Raw genomic sequence first — 16461 nt, forward strand, 5'->3', positions numbered from 1 at the left:
GTCATCCCGGCACGGTTCCCCGCTTGTGGCCTGCTCCCCGGATTACGCTGGCGCTAATCCGGGGAACAATGGTTGCGTGAAAGAGATCCCGAAATTTTTGTCCAGACACGTAGCCCGGATTAGGCGAAGCCGTAATCCGGGACGCCATGGTCATCCCGGCACGGTTCCCCGCTTGTGGCCTGTTCCCCGGATTACGCTGGCGCTAATCCGGGCTACAATGGTTAATAATCGTCCTATTTTAACGGCACACAAATAACACGATTAATATTCCCTTAAGAATAAATATGTACAATTGGAAGTCAGGTATTTTTTTCCGGGAGTCACTATGCCTTTTAACGTACCCATTCCAGTACAGAAAACAATAAATAAGCCGTTTTTCGACGAAGTTAAGCGTTATCTTGTCCTTGAAACAGAAAAAGGTTTACATCATAAATGGCCCTATGACTATCTGGGTGCATTATTACCAATTGCGAATAGCTCCTTCATCGACTTTTATACGTTACTTGAGGTTTTGAGGCGGCTACCCGTTTGTGAAAGGAGCGACGTGCCCAGGCATAGAGACATCATTATCGCTGGGCTGGAACAATATTTAGTTACCACGGATGCGCGAGGATTATACAACGGATTGGTTCACATCGTTAGTACAACCCCTTTGTCAAGGGGAGTGGAATCACTTCAGGCCGTTCTGGCTAACGCGTCTGAGACTGCAAGGTCGGACGCTTATAACGGAATAGAGCTTTTATATGCTCTTCAATACTCGCCCGCGGCTGTTCAACTTTTGTTGGACTACATGCCTGAGGATGCAAAGCAACGGGTATTTACCAGGAGCCATCTCAATGATGTTCCTATGGATATAGCTCTTAAATATAATCCTCAATTCGTACACCCTATGCTAATGGTCATGCCAGTGGAGTTGAAGCGAGAGGCTTTTGCAAAATCCGGCACCAGGATTATCACGGCTCTGATTAATCATAATCACATCGAAACCTTACTGGCCCTGATGAGTGAACGTGTTATTCCAGCTACCAGGGAGACTGTTAACGTATTGGTCAAGAATAAAAAGCCATTGCTGGATCACATTATGAGCCTCGACGAGCCGGCGCGACTTCCGTTACTGGGGGACATTGTTGATAACCGTCACGGGTCACTGCTTGGTAAAGTTTTTCATACCCGTACCACAATGCTTTCTGTAAAAAGTGCGAGTCTCACCCGTGCTGAGGCTGAATATCAACGATTGCTGCAATCTCCCGCGGCTATGAGCAGCCCGGCTGCGACTTCTGGTTTTGTAGAGCCCCTGCCACCTGTTCGCTTCGAAGAACGCTTACGCCGCATAGGATTTGATGGCGTCGTTCCCCCTCGTTTCCTGTGCCCAATCACCGGGCAAATCATGGAAGACCCAGTGCTCCTGAGCGATGGTCATCATTATGATAAACAGGCGATAGAGACGATTTTCAGTGTCAGTGATCAGGTACCGCGATCACCTGTCACGGGTGAAGCAGTGGAACCTCTTTACGATGCGGACATTAAGCTAAGCTCAGCGATTGAGGACTTTGTGCTAAATCAGGAAATTATTTATGCTGAGCAGGAGTTATTACTGAGCAGCGAGATGGCTGAAGCCGCAAGCTCAACGCCGGATCCCGTGGCTTCAAACTCGGTTATGGACGGACAGGCACTGTATCCGACGCTCGCGCGAGCAGAAAATGAACCCCTTCCTCCTGTTTACAGCATCGCCGCAGATCAAGGGTTCTTTAAACCAAGTGCACCAGAAGAGTACGTTCCTCTTTTTTGGGACAGGCGTGAATTGCAGCCAACACCAGCAGCTTCTTCAAGCTCGCATGATGCGCCTCCTCCGTATAGCCATTGTAGCCCGGATTAGGCGAAGCCGTAATCCGGGAAATAAACCACAAACAGGGAGCCGTGCCGGGATAACTCTGGCGTCCCGGTTCCGTTCCACGCTTGTCGCCTCTTCCCCGGATTACGCTGGCGCTAATCCAGGCTGATGGAGAGCCATTGTTAACAGACCGTAATTAATCGTTCAAAACTTCACGATACGCTTCAGCCAGGCGCGAGGCTTCCGCTTCCCAGCTGTAGCGTTCACGAACGGCCATCCTGCCATTTTGCCCCATTTGCCTTGCCTCCTGTGGGTTCTCGAGCATCCAGATGATACGCTGGCGGATGGCCTCTATGTTTACAGGATCGACCGACAAACCGCAATCCGATCGTTCGACGATGTCCTGCCACAGCGGAATATCCGAAGACAGTACCGCAAGCCCGGCAGACATGTATTCGAATAATTTAATTGGCAGGGATTCGTTATGCGTTGGACTGTGGTGCAGCAGGCAAAGTCCGACAGCCGATTCGGCCAGAATGCGGGCTACCTCGGAGCGGGACACCACGCCACGATAGTCAACCTTAGCCCAGCCGGGCAGGGCGCGTGCCTCTGCTTCGGTTTTTTGGTCAACAAAGGAGCCTGCAATAATCAGGCGTACCGGCAGCGTTTCAATGGCCTTGAGCATGGTCAGAATACCGCGTTGCGGGCTGAGCGTGCCTACGTAGCAGAGAGCTGGCAGAGGGCTTTCTGCCGTCGGTGCGGCCGGATAATCCAGTTCGTCGATCACCGGGTAATTTTTGATGTCTGTTGCCTGTGCACCGACGCTTTGAAAACGAATACGGATGAACGGTGTGGCCGCCACAACCCGGTCAAGGCGACGGGCAACGAAATGTTCAAGGCATTCGGCTGTTCTGGCAACGAGGGTGCGTATCGAGCCTGGGATCCAGGCTTTGGTGAGAATATCGCGCGGCAAGTCCTCATGAGCGTCATAGACCACTACCTTGCCCTGCCATTTCAGCAACAGGCCCCAGGGTAAAAGCTCGGGATCATGAAAATGAAACAGATCCGCCCCCGTTCGTCTGGCCATACGGTAGGTATGCCAGGCACGAACAATCATCCGGCCCAGACGGCCGCCACGGGAGCGAACCGGCAGGGCGTGGTGAATAACGCCCTTATTGTCCGGCGACAGCGAGCCTGCCGCCACCAGGTGTACATCGTAACCGTTCTTAACGAGACTGGCGCACTGCTTATGAAAAATGCGGATATCATGCGCCGGATGTGCCGACGTCATGTGGCAGACAACAGTCTTCATGCCGTGACTCCAAAGCGCTGCTCCCACAGGGCAATGCTGTACAGTCGCCATTGAGAGCGCAGATCGAGTGCCGGATATTGTTTTTCCAGCGCCTCAGCGCGTGTTATATCGCGCAGCAGGGGCGAGTTCTGCACCTGGTACCGCATCTCTCTGGCGTGTTGTTTTAACCACAGAACCTCCGGTGCCTCAAAGCCAAATTTGTTTTTGCGCCATACAATAGTATCCGGCATGCGGTTTTCCATGCCGCGACGCAGCAGCCATTTCGACCAGCCATCTTTGATTTTATACTGCAAAGGGAGAGACAGAGCCGCTTCCAGCACCCGGTAATCCAGAAAAGGCAGGCGGGTTTCGATGGAATGTGCCATGGAGTTTTTGTCTTCATAGCGCAGCAACACCGGCAGATTGGTGCTTTCCACTTCCAGTTTCTGTAACTGAAAGGCATTCCAGATGCAGCGTGAATAATCGCTCAAATGGCTCGGGAAAGCCGGGCGATTCAGCAGATATCGATGTTTGTGCCGGTAATATTGAAAACGCAGGGGGGCCAGCGTGCCGGCAATCAGATATTTCATGGCGTTGGGCAGGGTCAGTTTTTTATTGTTGGCGCCAGCGGTTTTCAGCGCGTGAATAAAGGCCGCCAGGCCGTTCTGACGAAAAGTGCTGACCAGGTGACTGCCATAATACTTTTCATAACCAAGCAGGGTTTCGTCACCGCCCTGGCCATCGAGTAATACCGGGATACCATGGTCGCGCGCCGTTTTCATTACAAAGTACTGCATGGTCAGCGACGGGCTGCCGAAAGGCTCTTCCTGCGTCCAGACCAGATTGGGCAGGGACTCGCAGAAATCCTGATACCCCGGCTTGACCTGCAGCCAGTTCATGGCCGAATGCTCAATGACCTGACGTGCGTAATCGGCTTCGTTATTGCTTTCCTGTTCGCTGACGGCAGTGATTCCAAAAAAGGCGCTGCCAGACGAGGCTCGATACAGGGGGGCGGCAATAGACGCCACGGTCGAGCTGTCCAGACCGCCGCTGAGGCAGGTGCCGACCGGCACGTCCGCACGCAGGCGCAGGCTGACGGCGTCTTCCAGCAGACTCATATAGCGCTCAACTGCCTCATCAACCGACAGACTGGCGTATTGCTCCTGAAAGTCGAGCTGGTACCAGGCCTGGCAGTCTAAACGATGCGAGTCCAGCGCATAAATAAGGTTATGACCGGCTGGCAGTTTGACCACATCCTGGAAAAAGGTATCGTTATCCTGGTCAGACACGCTGGTCAACACAAAATTGAGCAGGGCATCCTCGTTGGCGCGTACCTTGCTTAAAAACGGCAGTAGCTGCTTGATTTCGGAGCCAAAGACAAAATGGTCTGCGGTATTAACATAATAAAAGGGTTTGACGCCAAAACGATCCCGTGAGCAGAACAATCGTTTGCGCGGCCTGTCAAATAAGGCAAAGGCCCACATGCCGTTGAAGCGATGAACGCATTGTTCACCCCATTGAGCATAGGCTGCCAGAATCACTTCGGTATCGCTGTGCGAATGGAAGTGGTACCCCAGCTGACTCAGCTGCTGCCGTAATTCGCGGTAGTTATAAATTTCGCCATTATAGGTAATGACCAGGTCACCCTGCTGGTACGCCATGGGCTGATGCCCTTCGTTCGAGCGATCAATAATCGCCAGACGCCTGTGTCCCAGACCCAGGTTTTCATGACAATAGAGGCCTTCGCCATCTGGACCGCGATGCTGAATGCTTTGTGTCATGGCGATAATACGCTCGGAAATGGACGCGCTGGTCCCCTGTTTTACAATCAAACCTGCTATGCCGCACATAGGGAGTCTGCCTTCTTAAATAAGTCTGAGTTGCACATGCGCACGGTTTTCATATTGAGGCCTCAGTGAAAGGGCGCTTATAAACAACGTGACGGATCAGCATAAAATAAAGTCCATACAAAACCAGATCGACAACGGCCAGGCAAATAAAGAAATCGAGAGCCGTTTCTGGATGAAAAAAATACAGGCTGTTGATGATAATAAAATAGCCGGCCTGCCAGGCGCCATTGATGCGCAGCGCACGGTGCGCCAGCAAAAAGCTGCTCAGGGTACTGACGATTAAACGGATGCCATAACTCACTGCGAGGATGGCGGTCAGCAGTCCGGCGGTTTTCCAGGCCTGACCAAACAGCAAGGGGAACAGATCAGGTGATGCCACGATCAGTAAGGGCGTATAGAGCAGAGCAGCATAGAGCAGGTAGCGGCTGATCGTGCGAAACAGGCTGATGTCTTCCTGTTGTGTCATCAGGCGTTGAGACGATTCGCGAAACAGAACCTGGCCAATGGCTCCGGCAATCAGACTGGCCGGGCCATAGGCAAACTGACGCGACAGGTTATATTGCCCGGCGTAGTCGCTGCCATAATGGTGGCTGATGATAAAAATAATGGAAAAAATGGATACGCTGTCCAGCAGGGCAGGTATGGCCCCATACAGGGCGTGATGATAAAACCGGCTGGCGTTTTGTTTCATTCCAGCTGCTGCCCTGCGCAGATTAAAAGGATGCCGCCGCAGAGTCAGCAGCACATAGAGCAGCGCGCCAATGGCCCAGCCGCTCACGTAACCCAGTACGAGCCCACCCTGATAAGCCAGGTATCCCGCCAGTATGGAAATCAAAACGGTTGAGCCCGCCTGAACAAAGCGTGTCACGCTGATCTGTCGATACAGGCCCTTGCGTAAAAAACGGTAGGTCAGAATCTGGTACAGAGCGATAGCGAAGACCGCCAGAGGCAGGGTGTAACGGGCTTCATGCCATTGGCTGATGCCCGGAACAAGCGACGGCAGACAAAACAGAACCAGAGATAATACTGACGACACGCAGAGGCTGATACCTGCCGCGACCAGCACCAGAGAATCCGCATCGGATTCGTCTGGTGGCAGCGGTATCGCCATCTCATAACGTCCGGTTGCGGCAATTGCCGCTGCCGCCGACAGGGTGGTGAAGATCGCCAGATAGCCAAATTCCTGTGGCGAATAGAGTCGTGCCAGCAGAAAGGTGGCGAGCCAGGGGAGCATTTGTGCGATCATGCCGCCGCTTAACAGGGTCATCACGGCCTGCAAAAAAGGCGTGCGTCGGATCCCGGTTGACGAGGCAGCGAGGTGGTCTGATTTGTGTTGTTCCTGGGTCAGAGACATGGTTTCATCATTGCGCTTCAAACAGAGTCTGGTATTGTTTCCCCAGACGATCGTAGGTGAACTGCGACAGGACAAGCTCCTTGCCCCGCCTGCCCATGGATTGCAGTTCTTCCTGCGGGATACGGGTCAATGCCTTTATCCCCTCGGCAATGGCAACCGGGTTTTCTGCTTCCACGGTTATGCCCGTGCTGGTTTCCCGAATGAGATCGTTGGGCGCGGAAAAGGCCTGCAGCACCGGTTTTGCCGCTAAGAGGTAGTCAAATAACTTATTGGGCGATATGCCATAACGGTACAAAGGTTTATTTTTCCATCCGAGATAAACAGCGTCCATTGATTGCAAAAAAGACGCAATCTGTTTTTTTGGGAGTTTATCAAGGAACGTGACCGAAGACAATCTGTGCACCCGGGCCAGATCTTGCAGAGCCTGCTTCTGCCTGCCATCACCAACAAGGAAAAAATGCACATCCTGAAAACCTTCCTCCTGTAGACGGATAAGGGCCTGAAGCAGATCGTCCAGGCTGTTAGGAACACCGTGCGCTCCGGTATATCCCACCAGCAGCTGACCCCGCTGTTTTTTTTCCAGGATAAGCTGTTGATATGCCTCTGGTATGGCTTCCTGTTCCCGCGCAAGATCATCCGGCGCCACGCCATTCGGGATATAGACAAAGCGCTCCGCGCTCAGGCCACGTTTCGCCATATGCTCCAGAGCATAAGGCAGCAGCGAGACGACGTAATCCGCTTCACGGCAGGCCTGCTTTTCGATGTGATTGAGCAGATGAACGACTGGATTCGATGGCGATACGTTCATCAGCTCGATGAGAGACATGGGCCAGAGATCGCGCACTTCAAATATCAGTCTGGCCTTGTACTGCCGGGCAATACGGCGGGCCGCAAAGTAGTGGAAGGGGTGAGCGGATGACACGATGATGACGGATGGTACGCCGGTGATGGCCAGCAGTTTTTTCCGGTAGCGCCACAGATTCCATGCATAAGTCAGCATATTGATAAAGCGTTTGGGGGTATTGCCGTGATAGGCTGGTGTTTTCAAAAAGAGATAGTTCTGCCCGTCGATTGTTTCCTGCCGTACTGGTTCTCTCTGTTCGACGGGAGAATGCAGCAGATGATGAAAGCCCGCGCCAATGACCCAGGACTGGCAGCCTTGTCTTGCAAATTCCCGACTCAGATAATAAGGGCGATAGGACATGCCAAGGCTCGGCGCTCCAGCATAATGGTGTAAATACCAGATGACCTGTTGGCTCATGTTGTTATCCTTATCACGTGTCAGGCTCAGAAACCGGCATACTACCTGAATTACGCAGCGCCGCCAAACCCGGCAGCAGCATCCGTGATGAGTTTCGGGGTATTGTATATTCGGAGCTGATGTTCTGCACACAGACATTACCCCCGGAAAGCTTGGCATCCTGCCTGTTTCAGGTTAGGATTTGTTTTTTTGATCAAGGTATGGAATATGGATCAGACAAGCATTGAGAACAGACAAAATCTGCAACAGCAGGTGTTGCATATCAAAGACTATCTGAATGCGCAGATTTTAGGGCAGAAAACGCTGGTGTCGCGTTTGCTGATAGCCCTGCTGGCTGATGGCCATTTGCTGGTTGAAGGTGCGCCGGGGCTGGCTAAAACCCGCGCCGTCAAGGCACTGTCCAGCGTGGTCGAAGGTAAATTTCACCGCATTCAGTTTACACCCGATTTACTGCCCGGTGATTTGACCGGTACCGATATCTTCCGTCCTCAGGACGGCTCCTTCGTATTTCAACCCGGCCCCATTTTTCATCACCTCGTTCTGGCCGACGAAATTAACCGGGCACCCGCCAAGGTGCAGGCCGCTCTGCTGGAGGCCATGGCCGAGCGCCAGGTGACGATTGGCGGTAAAACCTACCCCTTGCCTGAGCTGTTTCTGGTGATGGCTACACAAAATCCAATTGAGCAGGAAGGTACCTATCCTTTACCCGAGGCTCAGCTCGATCGCTTTTTAATGTATGTGAAAGTAGGGTATCCCGATGTCAGCGTAGAGAAGGATATCCTGATGCTGGCCAGACGCGAGGCTCTGGGCGAACGCAGTGACGATTCGCCACGGGTGTCACCTTTGAATCAGCGTGTCATTTTTGATGCCCGCCGTCAGGTTCTGGCCGTTCATACCAGCCCGGCTCTGGAGGAGTATATTGTCCAGCTCGTCGTAGCAACCCGTAATCCGGCGCCTTATTCCGAAGAAATGCAGCGCTGGCTGCGTTTTGGTGCCAGTCCACGCGCCACTATCGCTCTCGATCGCTGCTCCAAGGCTCATGCCTGGCTCTCTGGTCGTGACTTTGTTACGCCGGAGGATATTCATGTCATTGCCCATGACGTGCTTCGTCACCGTATTCTGCTCAGCTTTGAGGCGGAAGCAGAAGGTATCAGCAGCGACGATTTTATCAATCGCCTGTTGCGCCTGGTTGCAGTCCCATAGGGGGTAGCATGTTGGAAGGTGTGGTAGCGGAGTTAAGTGAACTGATTGCGCTGCGGCGGTTTGCACGCCGGGTTCATTACAAACCTGAAGGCCGGGCTGCACGCGCCGGTAATCATATATCGCGTATGCGTGGTCGCGGCATGGATTTCTCAGAAGTGCGGAATTACCAGGCCGGTGACGAAATCCGCCACATGGAATGGCGGGTGACCGCGCGTACCGGACGTCCTCATACGAAAATTTACCAGGAAGAACGCGAGCGTCCCGTGGTGATCCTGACCGACTTTAGTCCTTCCATGCATTTTGGTACGCGAATCGCGTTCAAATCGGTTGTAGCAGCGCGTCTGTCCGCCCTGATTGCCTGGACCGCCATCAAACAGGGTGACCGGCTCGGAGCCCTGTGTTATTCCGCTGACTCCCATCACGAATTCATGCCCGCCTCGCGCGAGGCATCGGTCTTGCCTGTTCTGGCGCGGCTGAGTGAGTACACCCGCCAGTTCGAAACCAACAGACACCATACGGCCAAGCCCATGAGCGAGGCTCTGCTGCGGCTGCGGCGCGTGGCCAGACCCGGAAGCATCATCGTGCTGATCAGCGATTTTTATCAGTTAAACGAGGAATGCGACAGCCATCTCAGCCGGCTGCGCGCGCATAACGACCTGCTGGTTTATCACGTATGCGACCCACTGGAGCTCAGTCCACCGCCTCCGGATCGCTACGCCATCACCGACGGCGAGCATGATTTACTGCTGGATACCGTCAATAAGACCCAGCGTGATGAATACCGGCGCTGGTGCGATTTGCGCACGGCCCTGGTGCAGGAGCCATGCCGGCGGCTGCAGATTCAGTATACACAGGTGAGCGCCAGCGCCGATTTGCCCCGGCTGGTTCACCAGACCTTCCCGAGGAGGACACGTGGCTGACGTACAGGGTCTGGAATCATTACACGACATTCAACTCCCCGCCGTACCAGGCTGGTGGCCTCTTGCTATTGGCTGGTACCTGCTGGCTGCGCTGATACTTGCCGCGCTGCTCGCGCTGGGCGGTCTGCTGTATCGACGCCGCCGCCGGGAGCGTTTCAAGCGACAGGCCCTGCATCTGCTGTCGCAATACGAAGCGCAGTTTCAGCGCGAGAAGAAAACTCAGGACGTTAGCGCTGCGGTGTCGAATCTGCTGCGCCGACTGGCTTTGCTGTACTATCCACGGGAAGAGGTGGCCAGTCTGCAGGGCGCCGCGTGGATTGATTTTTTAAACCGCAGCTCAGATCGCATTGATTTTTCAGCCCTGGCCGTGCTGCTTCTGGAGCTGCCTTATCGTCCCGACTCCGCAGATGACGATTTAGGCCCGCTGTTTGCTGCAGCACGCGCCTGGATCCAACAGCGAGGTACGCCATGTTCGAACTAGCCATGCCCTGGTTGTTGCTGCTGCTGTTTTTGCCCGTGCTGGTCTGGTGCCTGATACCGCGGGCCGAAACCATCCTGCCAGCCGCTTTGAAGGTGCCCTTTTATCAGGATTTATCGACGCTGATGGGGCGTGATGGGCAGTCTGATGAGCGCTCTCTGCGCGCCTGGCTGTTGTTTTTCTCCTGGGTGTTTATGGTCTTCGCCATGGCCGGTCCCCGCTGGGTGGGCGAGCCGGTGCCTCTGGCGCGTGAAGGACGTAACATCATGATGGTTCTTGATTTGTCTGGCAGCATGGAACTTGAAGACATGATCCTGAACGGGCAGCCTGTCAGCCGGCTGGACGTGGTCAAGCAGGCAGCCAGGGCCTTCGTACAGGCGCGCGCAGGTGATCGCATTGGCCTGATTCTGTTTGGCAGCCAGGCGTATCTGCAAACGCCCCTGACTTTCGATCGTGGTAACGTACTGCAACGCCTGGACGACGCAACTGTGGGGCTGGCGGGTAAAACCACGTCGATTGGTGATGCTCTTGGGCTGGCGGTAAAACGTCTGCAGGACGTGCCACCCGCCAGCCGGGTGATCATCCTGCTCACTGACGGGGCGAATAATTCTGGTGTACTGGCACCCATGAAAGCTGCCGAGCTGGCCAGAGACGATGCCATCAAGGTGTACACCATTGGTCTCGGTGCTGAAAGTGATCCACGCGCAATGAGTAACCCTTTATTCGATTTAAATGCCGTGTCAGAACTGGACGAGCAGACTCTGCGTGACATAGCCGAGATGACGGGGGGGCGCTATTTTCGTGCCACAGACACCGGATCCCTGCGAGCCATTTACGATACCATCAATCAGCTGGAGGCCGTTTCCCGCGATCAGGCCACACTGCGCCCACAAAAGGATTATTACGCCTGGCCGCTGGCCTGCGCTCTCGTGCTGCTGATGCTGTGGTTTGCTGATCGTGCGCGACTGGTTCCGGCTCAAAGGAGTCTGCGATGATGGCTGATTTCCACTTTCTGCGTCCTTTCTGGCTTTTAGCCCTGTTGCCGCTGTCGTATTTATTCTGGCGTGTCTGGCAGCAGCGTTCATTTTCTCAGGCGTGGTCAGCCGTATGCGATCCGCATCTGCTGAAGCATCTGTTGCGTGGTCATGGCGAAAGCCGCCGTCATCTTGCGGTTTTGTGTCTGTTTCTGAGCGGGCTGTTTGCCATTATTGCTCTGTCAGGGCCTGCCTGGGTTCGCCTGCCGGTCCCCACCTGGAACGTGCAGCAGCCTACGGTGGTCCTGCTGGATTTATCGGACAGTATGCTGGTGAATGATGTGTCGCCCAATCGCCTGACCCGGGCAAGGTTTGTCTTGCATGATTTATTCACCGGTGCGCACGCCGGGCAGTTTGGCCTTGTGGTGTATACTGGTCAGCCCTTCGTGGTGTCGCCCTTAACCGAAGACGGCAAAACAATCGATGCGCTCCTGCAGGCTTTGTCGCCGGATATTATGCCGGTTGGCGGTCAGGACTTGTCCAGCGCGCTGGAGCAGGGCGCTGATCTGATTCATCAGGCCGGTTTTCAGCAGGGAAAGCTGTTGGTCCTCAGCGCCACGCCGCCGGATTCACGGGCCAATAACGTGGCAAAAAAACTGGCCGCAAAATCCATTGATACATCCGTCATGCCGATTATGGCTGATCAGGCCGCCGCGCCCATGTTTCAACCGCTGGCCAAAGCCGGTCACGGAACCCTGCTGACTTATCCTGATACCAATAACGAGCTGGCCCGCTGGATGCAGTCGAACAGCCATCGTCAGGAATTTACCCGCAGCGAACAAAACGATGTAGCTGTCTGGCGTGATGATGGGCGCTGGTTCCTGATCCCGGCGCTGGTGTTTTTGTTGCCCGTTTTCCGACGCGGCTGGTTACTGAGGGTGGCGTCATGAAACACTGGGCTATCGTATTGCTGCTGGCTGCCTGTGACGCGCATGCTTTTTCGTGGGTTGATCTATGGTCAACCCACGATCAGCAGGCAGCAGAACTGATGCAGAAAAAAGAGTATCGGCAGGCGCAGGGTCTTTTTGAAAACGATGCCTGGCGAGGTGCGGCAGCTTACCGTGCCGGCGATTTCGAGGCGGCCGCTACCGACTTTGGAAAAGGCGATAATGAGCAGAGCTGGTACAACCAGGGGAATGCCCTTGCGCGCGCCGGGAAGCTGGAGGAGGCGCTCAAGGCCTATGACAAATCACTGGCGGCTAATCCTGATAACAAAGATGCGCGGTACAACCGTGATTTGGTAGCATCTCTGTTAAAGAAACAACAAAACGAGCAGCAGAAAAAAGACAATAAGGACAATAAAGACAAGCAGGACAAGCAGGATAAACAGCAGCAGTCGAATAAGGACAATTCAAAACAGCAGGAAAATAATAATCAGGCGCCACAGCAAAAGCCAGAGAAACAATCCGGGCAGGAACAAAAAGAGCAGGGCGCGCAGTCAAAACCTGAAGAAAGTAAACAGCCTGACAAACAATCGCCTGAAGAGAAAAAGCAGGAGCAGAGCGAACAGGAAAAGAAACAATCGCAGGGTAAGGCAAATCAAAATAAAGAAGAGGCAGAAAAGAAATCATCGCCTGAGAACAAGGCTGCAGAGGCACAACGTGCTGAAGACAGGGAAAAACAGCAGGCCAAAGAACAGTGGCTGCGCCTGATTCCCGATGATCCGGGCGGCCTGCTGCGAGAAAAATTTTTACGGGATTATATGCGTAGACAAAATGGGTGGTCTCAATGAAACAGTTGATAACAGCAATATTATTGTTTATGGCGAGTGCCGTTCAGGCTGAGTTGACTCTGGAGCTTAATGAATCTTCGGTAAGCGTTGGTCAGAGTTTTCGCCTGGTTCTGGTTGAGGAAAATGGCAACACCACAGCTAACCCTGATCTGGGGCCACTGAAAAAGGATTTTACCATTGTTGGCACAGAGCGCAGCACCAATTACAGCATCATCAACAACGAGACGCATACATCACGCCAATGGACAATTGTGCTCATTCCCAAACGCGTGGGCACGCTGCCCATTCCGCCTTTGACGGTTGGTCAGGAGCAGACACAGGCCAGCAGCATTGAGGTCAGGGAAGCGGGCAGCGGGGCCAGCGTATCCGGGGTGGTTAATGATCAGCAGGATGTGATGCTGCAGGCCGAGGTCAGTACCAGGCAGCCCTATGTTAATGAGCAGGTTATTTACACGGTTAAGCTATACAACAGCCGGCGATTGCTGGATGCGGCATTTCAGCCGCCCAGTGTGGAAGACGGTCTGTTGATTCCTCTGGGGGATGCGCGGCGTTATCAGGAGTCTATCCAGGGGCGCTATTACTCGGTTGAAGAACAGAAGTACGCTGTATTTCCACAAAAAAGCGGATCTTTTGCGATCAGGCCACCTTCCTTTACCGCCCTGATTTACGAAGACATGCCACAACAGGTCAGCATCAAGGCACCGGCGATCACACTGGATGTCAGGCCGGCTTCGCCCGATTTTAAAGGGAAAGACTGGCTGCCAGCCAAACACCTGGTATTGACAGAGACCTGGGATCAACCCAGCCGTACACTGGAGCAGGGCAGTACCTTAATCCGCAGGATTGGGATTGAGGCAACCGGTCTACCGGCGCAGTTACTGCCAGCCCTGAGCATTCCCATCCAGGATGGCCAGCGTGTTTATCAGGATAAGGCGGTGGAGCAAAATAACCTTCGCCAGGGTAACGTGGTAGGTAACACTACACTGAACGTGACCTATCTCTTTAATAAAGCAGGCGAGACCACGATACCTGCCATTCAGGTGTCCTGGTTTAATACAGAAACAGGTAAGGAAGAAGTGACCATTCTGCCTGAGCGGCAGTTGATAATCACCGCAGCCGCCAATAGCTCGCCTGCACCTGCCAGCCCGGCTGTGAGTCAGCCTGTTGTGGAGGACAGCAGTAAAGCCTCCAGTGAGCCAACTCCGGTGATGCCGGTACAAAACTCAATGGTCTGGTGGCTGGTGGGCGGACTTGTGTTGGCCTGGGGGGTGACCCTGCAGTTATGGTGGAAGCAGCGAAACAAAGCTGAGAAACCCATTCCGCGAACACACGGTACACGCGAGCTGAAACAGGCCTGCGCGGCCAATCAGGCTGTGCAGGCGCAAAAAGCATTGCTGACATGGGCCAGAGAACAATGGCCACATGCCAGCATCCTCAACCTGCACGATATATGCCGCCTGAGCAGCGATCAGACTTTAAACAGACAGATTGATATCCTGTCTGAGGCCTTATACCAGGCCGGAGAAACCGTCTGGAACGGCTCCGCCCTGTGGCAGGCGGTATCCTCCTTCAGGCCAGACAAATCAGCAGCAAGGAAAGCCAGCGACGATCTCCCCCCCGCCAATCCGGCGTGATACCCAGTGTTGGGCCAAGGCCCAACCTACCGGTACATCACCCACCAGATTTTATTTCAGGCGTAGGTTGGGCCTCGGCCCAACAACGGATTGGGCGAGACATCCTCCCAGATTTTATTTCAGGCGTAGGTTGGGCCTTGGCCCAACAACGGATTGGGCGAGGCACTCTTTGCTGGGCCAGGGCCCAGCCTACCGGTACATCACTCGCCAGATTTTATTTCAGCATCGGCAGTTGTCCAGTCCATGGGTAAAATTCCCGAGTTTATATAACGATGAATACTGGAGTATGGCCACTGAGATGGCGACTCTACATATCCGTGTTTGACGGGGTTGTAATGTATGTAATTCAAATGCCGTTCATAATCCTGCTCATCACGAATAATATGCTCCCAAAACCGGCGCTGCCATATGCCACGTTCACGTTTGCCTTGTCGTGATGAGCTGATTAATTCGATGGGTTCAACTTGACGGGAAAAGGCACTTTTGACAAAACTTATGCGTTGAGAATAGTTTGCCTCACCGGGAGGTAATGTGATGCACATGTGCATATGCTCGGGAAGAACAACGATGCCATCAATTGTGAAAGGATATGCCTGTATTGCCTGTTTAAAAGCGTGGCGCAATTCGTTTATTTTACAAATCAATAAATCGCTTCGCCTGTCCTGCAATGTTAACGTAAAAAAATAGCTTGCGCCGGGCGCAATCACTCGTCGATAATTCATTATGGCTGGATCCTTGTTTTTCCTTTATGAGCAGATTATACAGGAAGCTGATGCCGGCCAAAGACCAATTATTGACCATTCATAACCAGGGATGATCGCATGAAATTGTTTTCACTCGTATTTTTTTTGTTTCTGTCGCTGCCATCCTTTGCCTCTGTTCCTGTGACGGGCCACATTCTAATGACAAAATCCTGCCCGGCCTGGCTCTCGAAAAACAAAAAAACCAATCCGAACAATGTCTACACCCAGACTGAAAAAATCTACGCCATCCGTGAGGTCAACAATACGTCTAATCCTGCCTGGCTGCGGATCTGGATTCCAGAGAATCCACAATACCCCCTGCGCTGGGTTCAGGCCGACTGCGGCGCTGCTGACTACGAAACCAGTCAGACGCAATCCTGTCAGTTGTCTCCTGGTCTTGCCGATTCCTACGTCCTCGCTCTGAGCTGGCAGCCCGGTTTTTGCCAGACCTACGGCTACGATGCCGGAAAACCCGAATGCCTGCACCTGTCTGCCCAATCCTGGCAGGCGCGTCACCTGGTTTTGCATGGTCTGTGGCCCAATCAGGACAGCTGCGGTGAGCATTACGGTTTTTGCGGTGTTCAGTCCGCCCGTTCTCACTGCGATTATGCCCCTGTCAATCTCAGCGACAAAGTAGCAGAACAGTTACGCGTGCTCATGCCCAGCTATTCCTATGGAAGCTGTCTTGAACGCCACGAATGGAATAAGCACGGCAGTTGCCAGATCCGTTCCCCGGATGAGTACTTTGCTCTGGCTACCCGTCTGACGCGTGAAGCGGATCAAACAGAGCTGGCTGCCTACTTGCGGGATCATGCCGGACGCCAGGTCACGCGAAGCATCCTGCGCGATAAAATAACTCAGTCCTTTGGTGCTGATGCGACACGCAAGGTCTATCTGGGCTGTAAAAACGGTCTGCTGGTGGATGTCTTCGTGCAACTGCCTGCCCTCATCCCGGCTGAATCCTCGCTGACCGAGCTGGTAAACAAGGCCCCCGAATTTACCCGTTATGAAGGTTGCCCTGAGAGCATCGCGATTTCAAACTTTAATAATTAGTGTCTGCGCCAGCCTCTATTTGGCTTGCGCATTACGATAACTTCCTCTAATGTAGGAAAATTACTCTGAGGGAATCT

General features: G+C 53.6%; 15 protein-coding genes. 10 read left to right on the forward strand and 5 right to left on the reverse strand.

Annotated features, from left to right (window positions below; translation table 11 throughout):
• Positions 1-256, forward strand: a 256-nt coding sequence (locus ACQUTA_RS06280) for a hypothetical protein (RefSeq protein ID WP_444987371.1), incomplete at its 5' end; no start/stop codon positions are given.
• Between the two features lie 69 nt (positions 257-325).
• Entirely contained in the window at positions 326-1876 is a 1551-nt protein-coding gene (locus ACQUTA_RS06285) for a U-box domain-containing protein (RefSeq protein WP_444987372.1), read from the forward strand.
• Between the two features lie 151 nt (positions 1877-2027).
• Here the strand turns inward: ACQUTA_RS06285 and ACQUTA_RS06290 are convergent, their stop codons facing one another.
• The 4 genes from ACQUTA_RS06290 to ACQUTA_RS06305 are packed head-to-tail and all read right to left on the reverse strand — an operon-like array spanning position 2028 to position 7587.
• Complete coding sequence (locus tag ACQUTA_RS06290) at positions 2028-3143, reverse strand: glycosyltransferase family 4 protein (protein ID WP_444987373.1); 1116 nt, start codon at positions 3141-3143, stop codon at positions 2028-2030.
• Positions 3140-4972, reverse strand: a complete 1833-nt coding sequence (gene asnB, locus ACQUTA_RS06295) for an asparagine synthase (glutamine-hydrolyzing) (RefSeq protein WP_444987374.1) — start codon at positions 4970-4972, stop codon at positions 3140-3142. Before asnB ends, ACQUTA_RS06290 begins: the two co-directional genes overlap by 4 nt.
• A gap of 49 nt (positions 4973-5021) precedes the next feature.
• Positions 5022-6326 (reverse strand): oligosaccharide flippase family protein, encoded by a 1305-nt coding sequence (locus tag ACQUTA_RS06300; RefSeq protein ID WP_444987375.1) that lies wholly within the window; start codon positions 6324-6326, stop codon positions 5022-5024.
• Between the two features lie 7 nt (positions 6327-6333).
• Positions 6334-7587, reverse strand: a complete 1254-nt coding sequence (locus tag ACQUTA_RS06305) for a glycosyltransferase family 4 protein (protein WP_444987376.1) — start codon at positions 7585-7587, stop codon at positions 6334-6336.
• Positions 7588-7794: 207 nt separating this feature from the next.
• Between ACQUTA_RS06305 and ACQUTA_RS06310 the strand changes: the two genes are divergently transcribed.
• The 7 genes from ACQUTA_RS06310 to ACQUTA_RS06340 are packed head-to-tail and all read left to right on the forward strand — an operon-like array spanning position 7795 to position 14588.
• Entirely contained in the window at positions 7795-8790 is a 996-nt protein-coding gene (locus ACQUTA_RS06310) for an AAA family ATPase (RefSeq protein ID WP_444987377.1), read from the forward strand.
• A gap of 8 nt (positions 8791-8798) precedes the next feature.
• Positions 8799-9710 carry a DUF58 domain-containing protein gene (locus ACQUTA_RS06315; RefSeq protein WP_444987378.1) on the forward strand — a complete coding sequence of 304 codons (912 nt, stop codon included), beginning with the start codon at positions 8799-8801 and terminating at the stop codon, positions 9708-9710.
• Positions 9703-10191: a DUF4381 domain-containing protein gene (locus ACQUTA_RS06320; RefSeq protein WP_444987379.1), complete on the forward strand. Its 489-nt coding sequence runs from the start codon at positions 9703-9705 to the stop codon at positions 10189-10191. Before ACQUTA_RS06315 ends, ACQUTA_RS06320 begins: the two co-directional genes overlap by 8 nt.
• Positions 10179-11183, forward strand: a complete 1005-nt coding sequence (locus tag ACQUTA_RS06325) for a VWA domain-containing protein (RefSeq protein WP_444987380.1) — start codon at positions 10179-10181, stop codon at positions 11181-11183. Before ACQUTA_RS06320 ends, ACQUTA_RS06325 begins: the two co-directional genes overlap by 13 nt.
• Complete coding sequence (locus ACQUTA_RS06330; protein WP_444987381.1) at positions 11180-12112, forward strand: vWA domain-containing protein; 933 nt, start codon at positions 11180-11182, stop codon at positions 12110-12112. Before ACQUTA_RS06325 ends, ACQUTA_RS06330 begins: the two co-directional genes overlap by 4 nt.
• The gene (locus ACQUTA_RS06335; protein WP_444987382.1) at positions 12109-12954 is read left to right on the forward strand and encodes a tetratricopeptide repeat protein; all 846 of its coding nucleotides are present in this window, start codon (positions 12109-12111) and stop codon (positions 12952-12954) included. The genes ACQUTA_RS06330 and ACQUTA_RS06335 overlap by 4 nt, the downstream gene beginning before the upstream one ends.
• Entirely contained in the window at positions 12951-14588 is a 1638-nt protein-coding gene (locus ACQUTA_RS06340; protein ID WP_444987383.1) for a BatD family protein, read from the forward strand. The genes ACQUTA_RS06335 and ACQUTA_RS06340 overlap by 4 nt, the downstream gene beginning before the upstream one ends.
• 200 nt (positions 14589-14788) lie before the next feature.
• Here the strand turns inward: ACQUTA_RS06340 and ACQUTA_RS06345 are convergent, their stop codons facing one another.
• A complete protein-coding gene (locus tag ACQUTA_RS06345; RefSeq protein ID WP_444987384.1) occupies positions 14789-15310 on the reverse strand; it encodes an REP-associated tyrosine transposase in 522 nt (173 codons plus the stop codon).
• Between the two features lie 99 nt (positions 15311-15409).
• Between ACQUTA_RS06345 and ACQUTA_RS06350 the strand changes: the two genes are divergently transcribed.
• On the forward strand, positions 15410-16384 hold the full coding sequence (locus ACQUTA_RS06350; protein ID WP_444987385.1) for a ribonuclease T2 family protein: 975 nt from the start codon (positions 15410-15412) through the stop codon (positions 16382-16384).
• Positions 16385-16461: the final 77 nt, after the last annotated feature.

This window comes from Legionella navarrensis (genome assembly GCF_052527415.1).

Bases quoted from the DNA above. Each gene is read 5' to 3' on its own strand.
- ACQUTA_RS06285 (WP_444987372.1), top strand. From the start codon at position 326: ATGCCTTTTAACGTACCCATTCCAGTACAGAAAACAATAAATAAGCCG.
- ACQUTA_RS06325 (WP_444987380.1), top strand. From the start codon at position 10,179: ATGTTCGAACTAGCCATGCCCTGGTTGTTGCTGCTGCTGTTTTTGCCC.
- asnB (WP_444987374.1), bottom strand. From the start codon at position 4,972: ATGTGCGGCATAGCAGGTTTGATTGTAAAACAGGGGACCAGCGCGTCC.
- ACQUTA_RS06290 (WP_444987373.1), bottom strand. From the start codon at position 3,143: ATGAAGACTGTTGTCTGCCACATGACGTCGGCACATCCGGCGCATGAT.
- ACQUTA_RS06340 (WP_444987383.1), top strand. From the start codon at position 12,951: ATGAAACAGTTGATAACAGCAATATTATTGTTTATGGCGAGTGCCGTT.
- ACQUTA_RS06300 (WP_444987375.1), bottom strand. From the start codon at position 6,326: ATGTCTCTGACCCAGGAACAACACAAATCAGACCACCTCGCTGCCTCG.
- ACQUTA_RS06310 (WP_444987377.1), top strand. From the start codon at position 7,795: ATGGATCAGACAAGCATTGAGAACAGACAAAATCTGCAACAGCAGGTG.
- ACQUTA_RS06315 (WP_444987378.1), top strand. From the start codon at position 8,799: ATGTTGGAAGGTGTGGTAGCGGAGTTAAGTGAACTGATTGCGCTGCGG.
- ACQUTA_RS06330 (WP_444987381.1), top strand. From the start codon at position 11,180: ATGATGGCTGATTTCCACTTTCTGCGTCCTTTCTGGCTTTTAGCCCTG.
- ACQUTA_RS06305 (WP_444987376.1), bottom strand. From the start codon at position 7,587: ATGAGCCAACAGGTCATCTGGTATTTACACCATTATGCTGGAGCGCCG.
- ACQUTA_RS06345 (WP_444987384.1), bottom strand. From the start codon at position 15,310: ATGAATTATCGACGAGTGATTGCGCCCGGCGCAAGCTATTTTTTTACG.
- ACQUTA_RS06350 (WP_444987385.1), top strand. From the start codon at position 15,410: ATGAAATTGTTTTCACTCGTATTTTTTTTGTTTCTGTCGCTGCCATCC.
- ACQUTA_RS06335 (WP_444987382.1), top strand. From the start codon at position 12,109: ATGAAACACTGGGCTATCGTATTGCTGCTGGCTGCCTGTGACGCGCAT.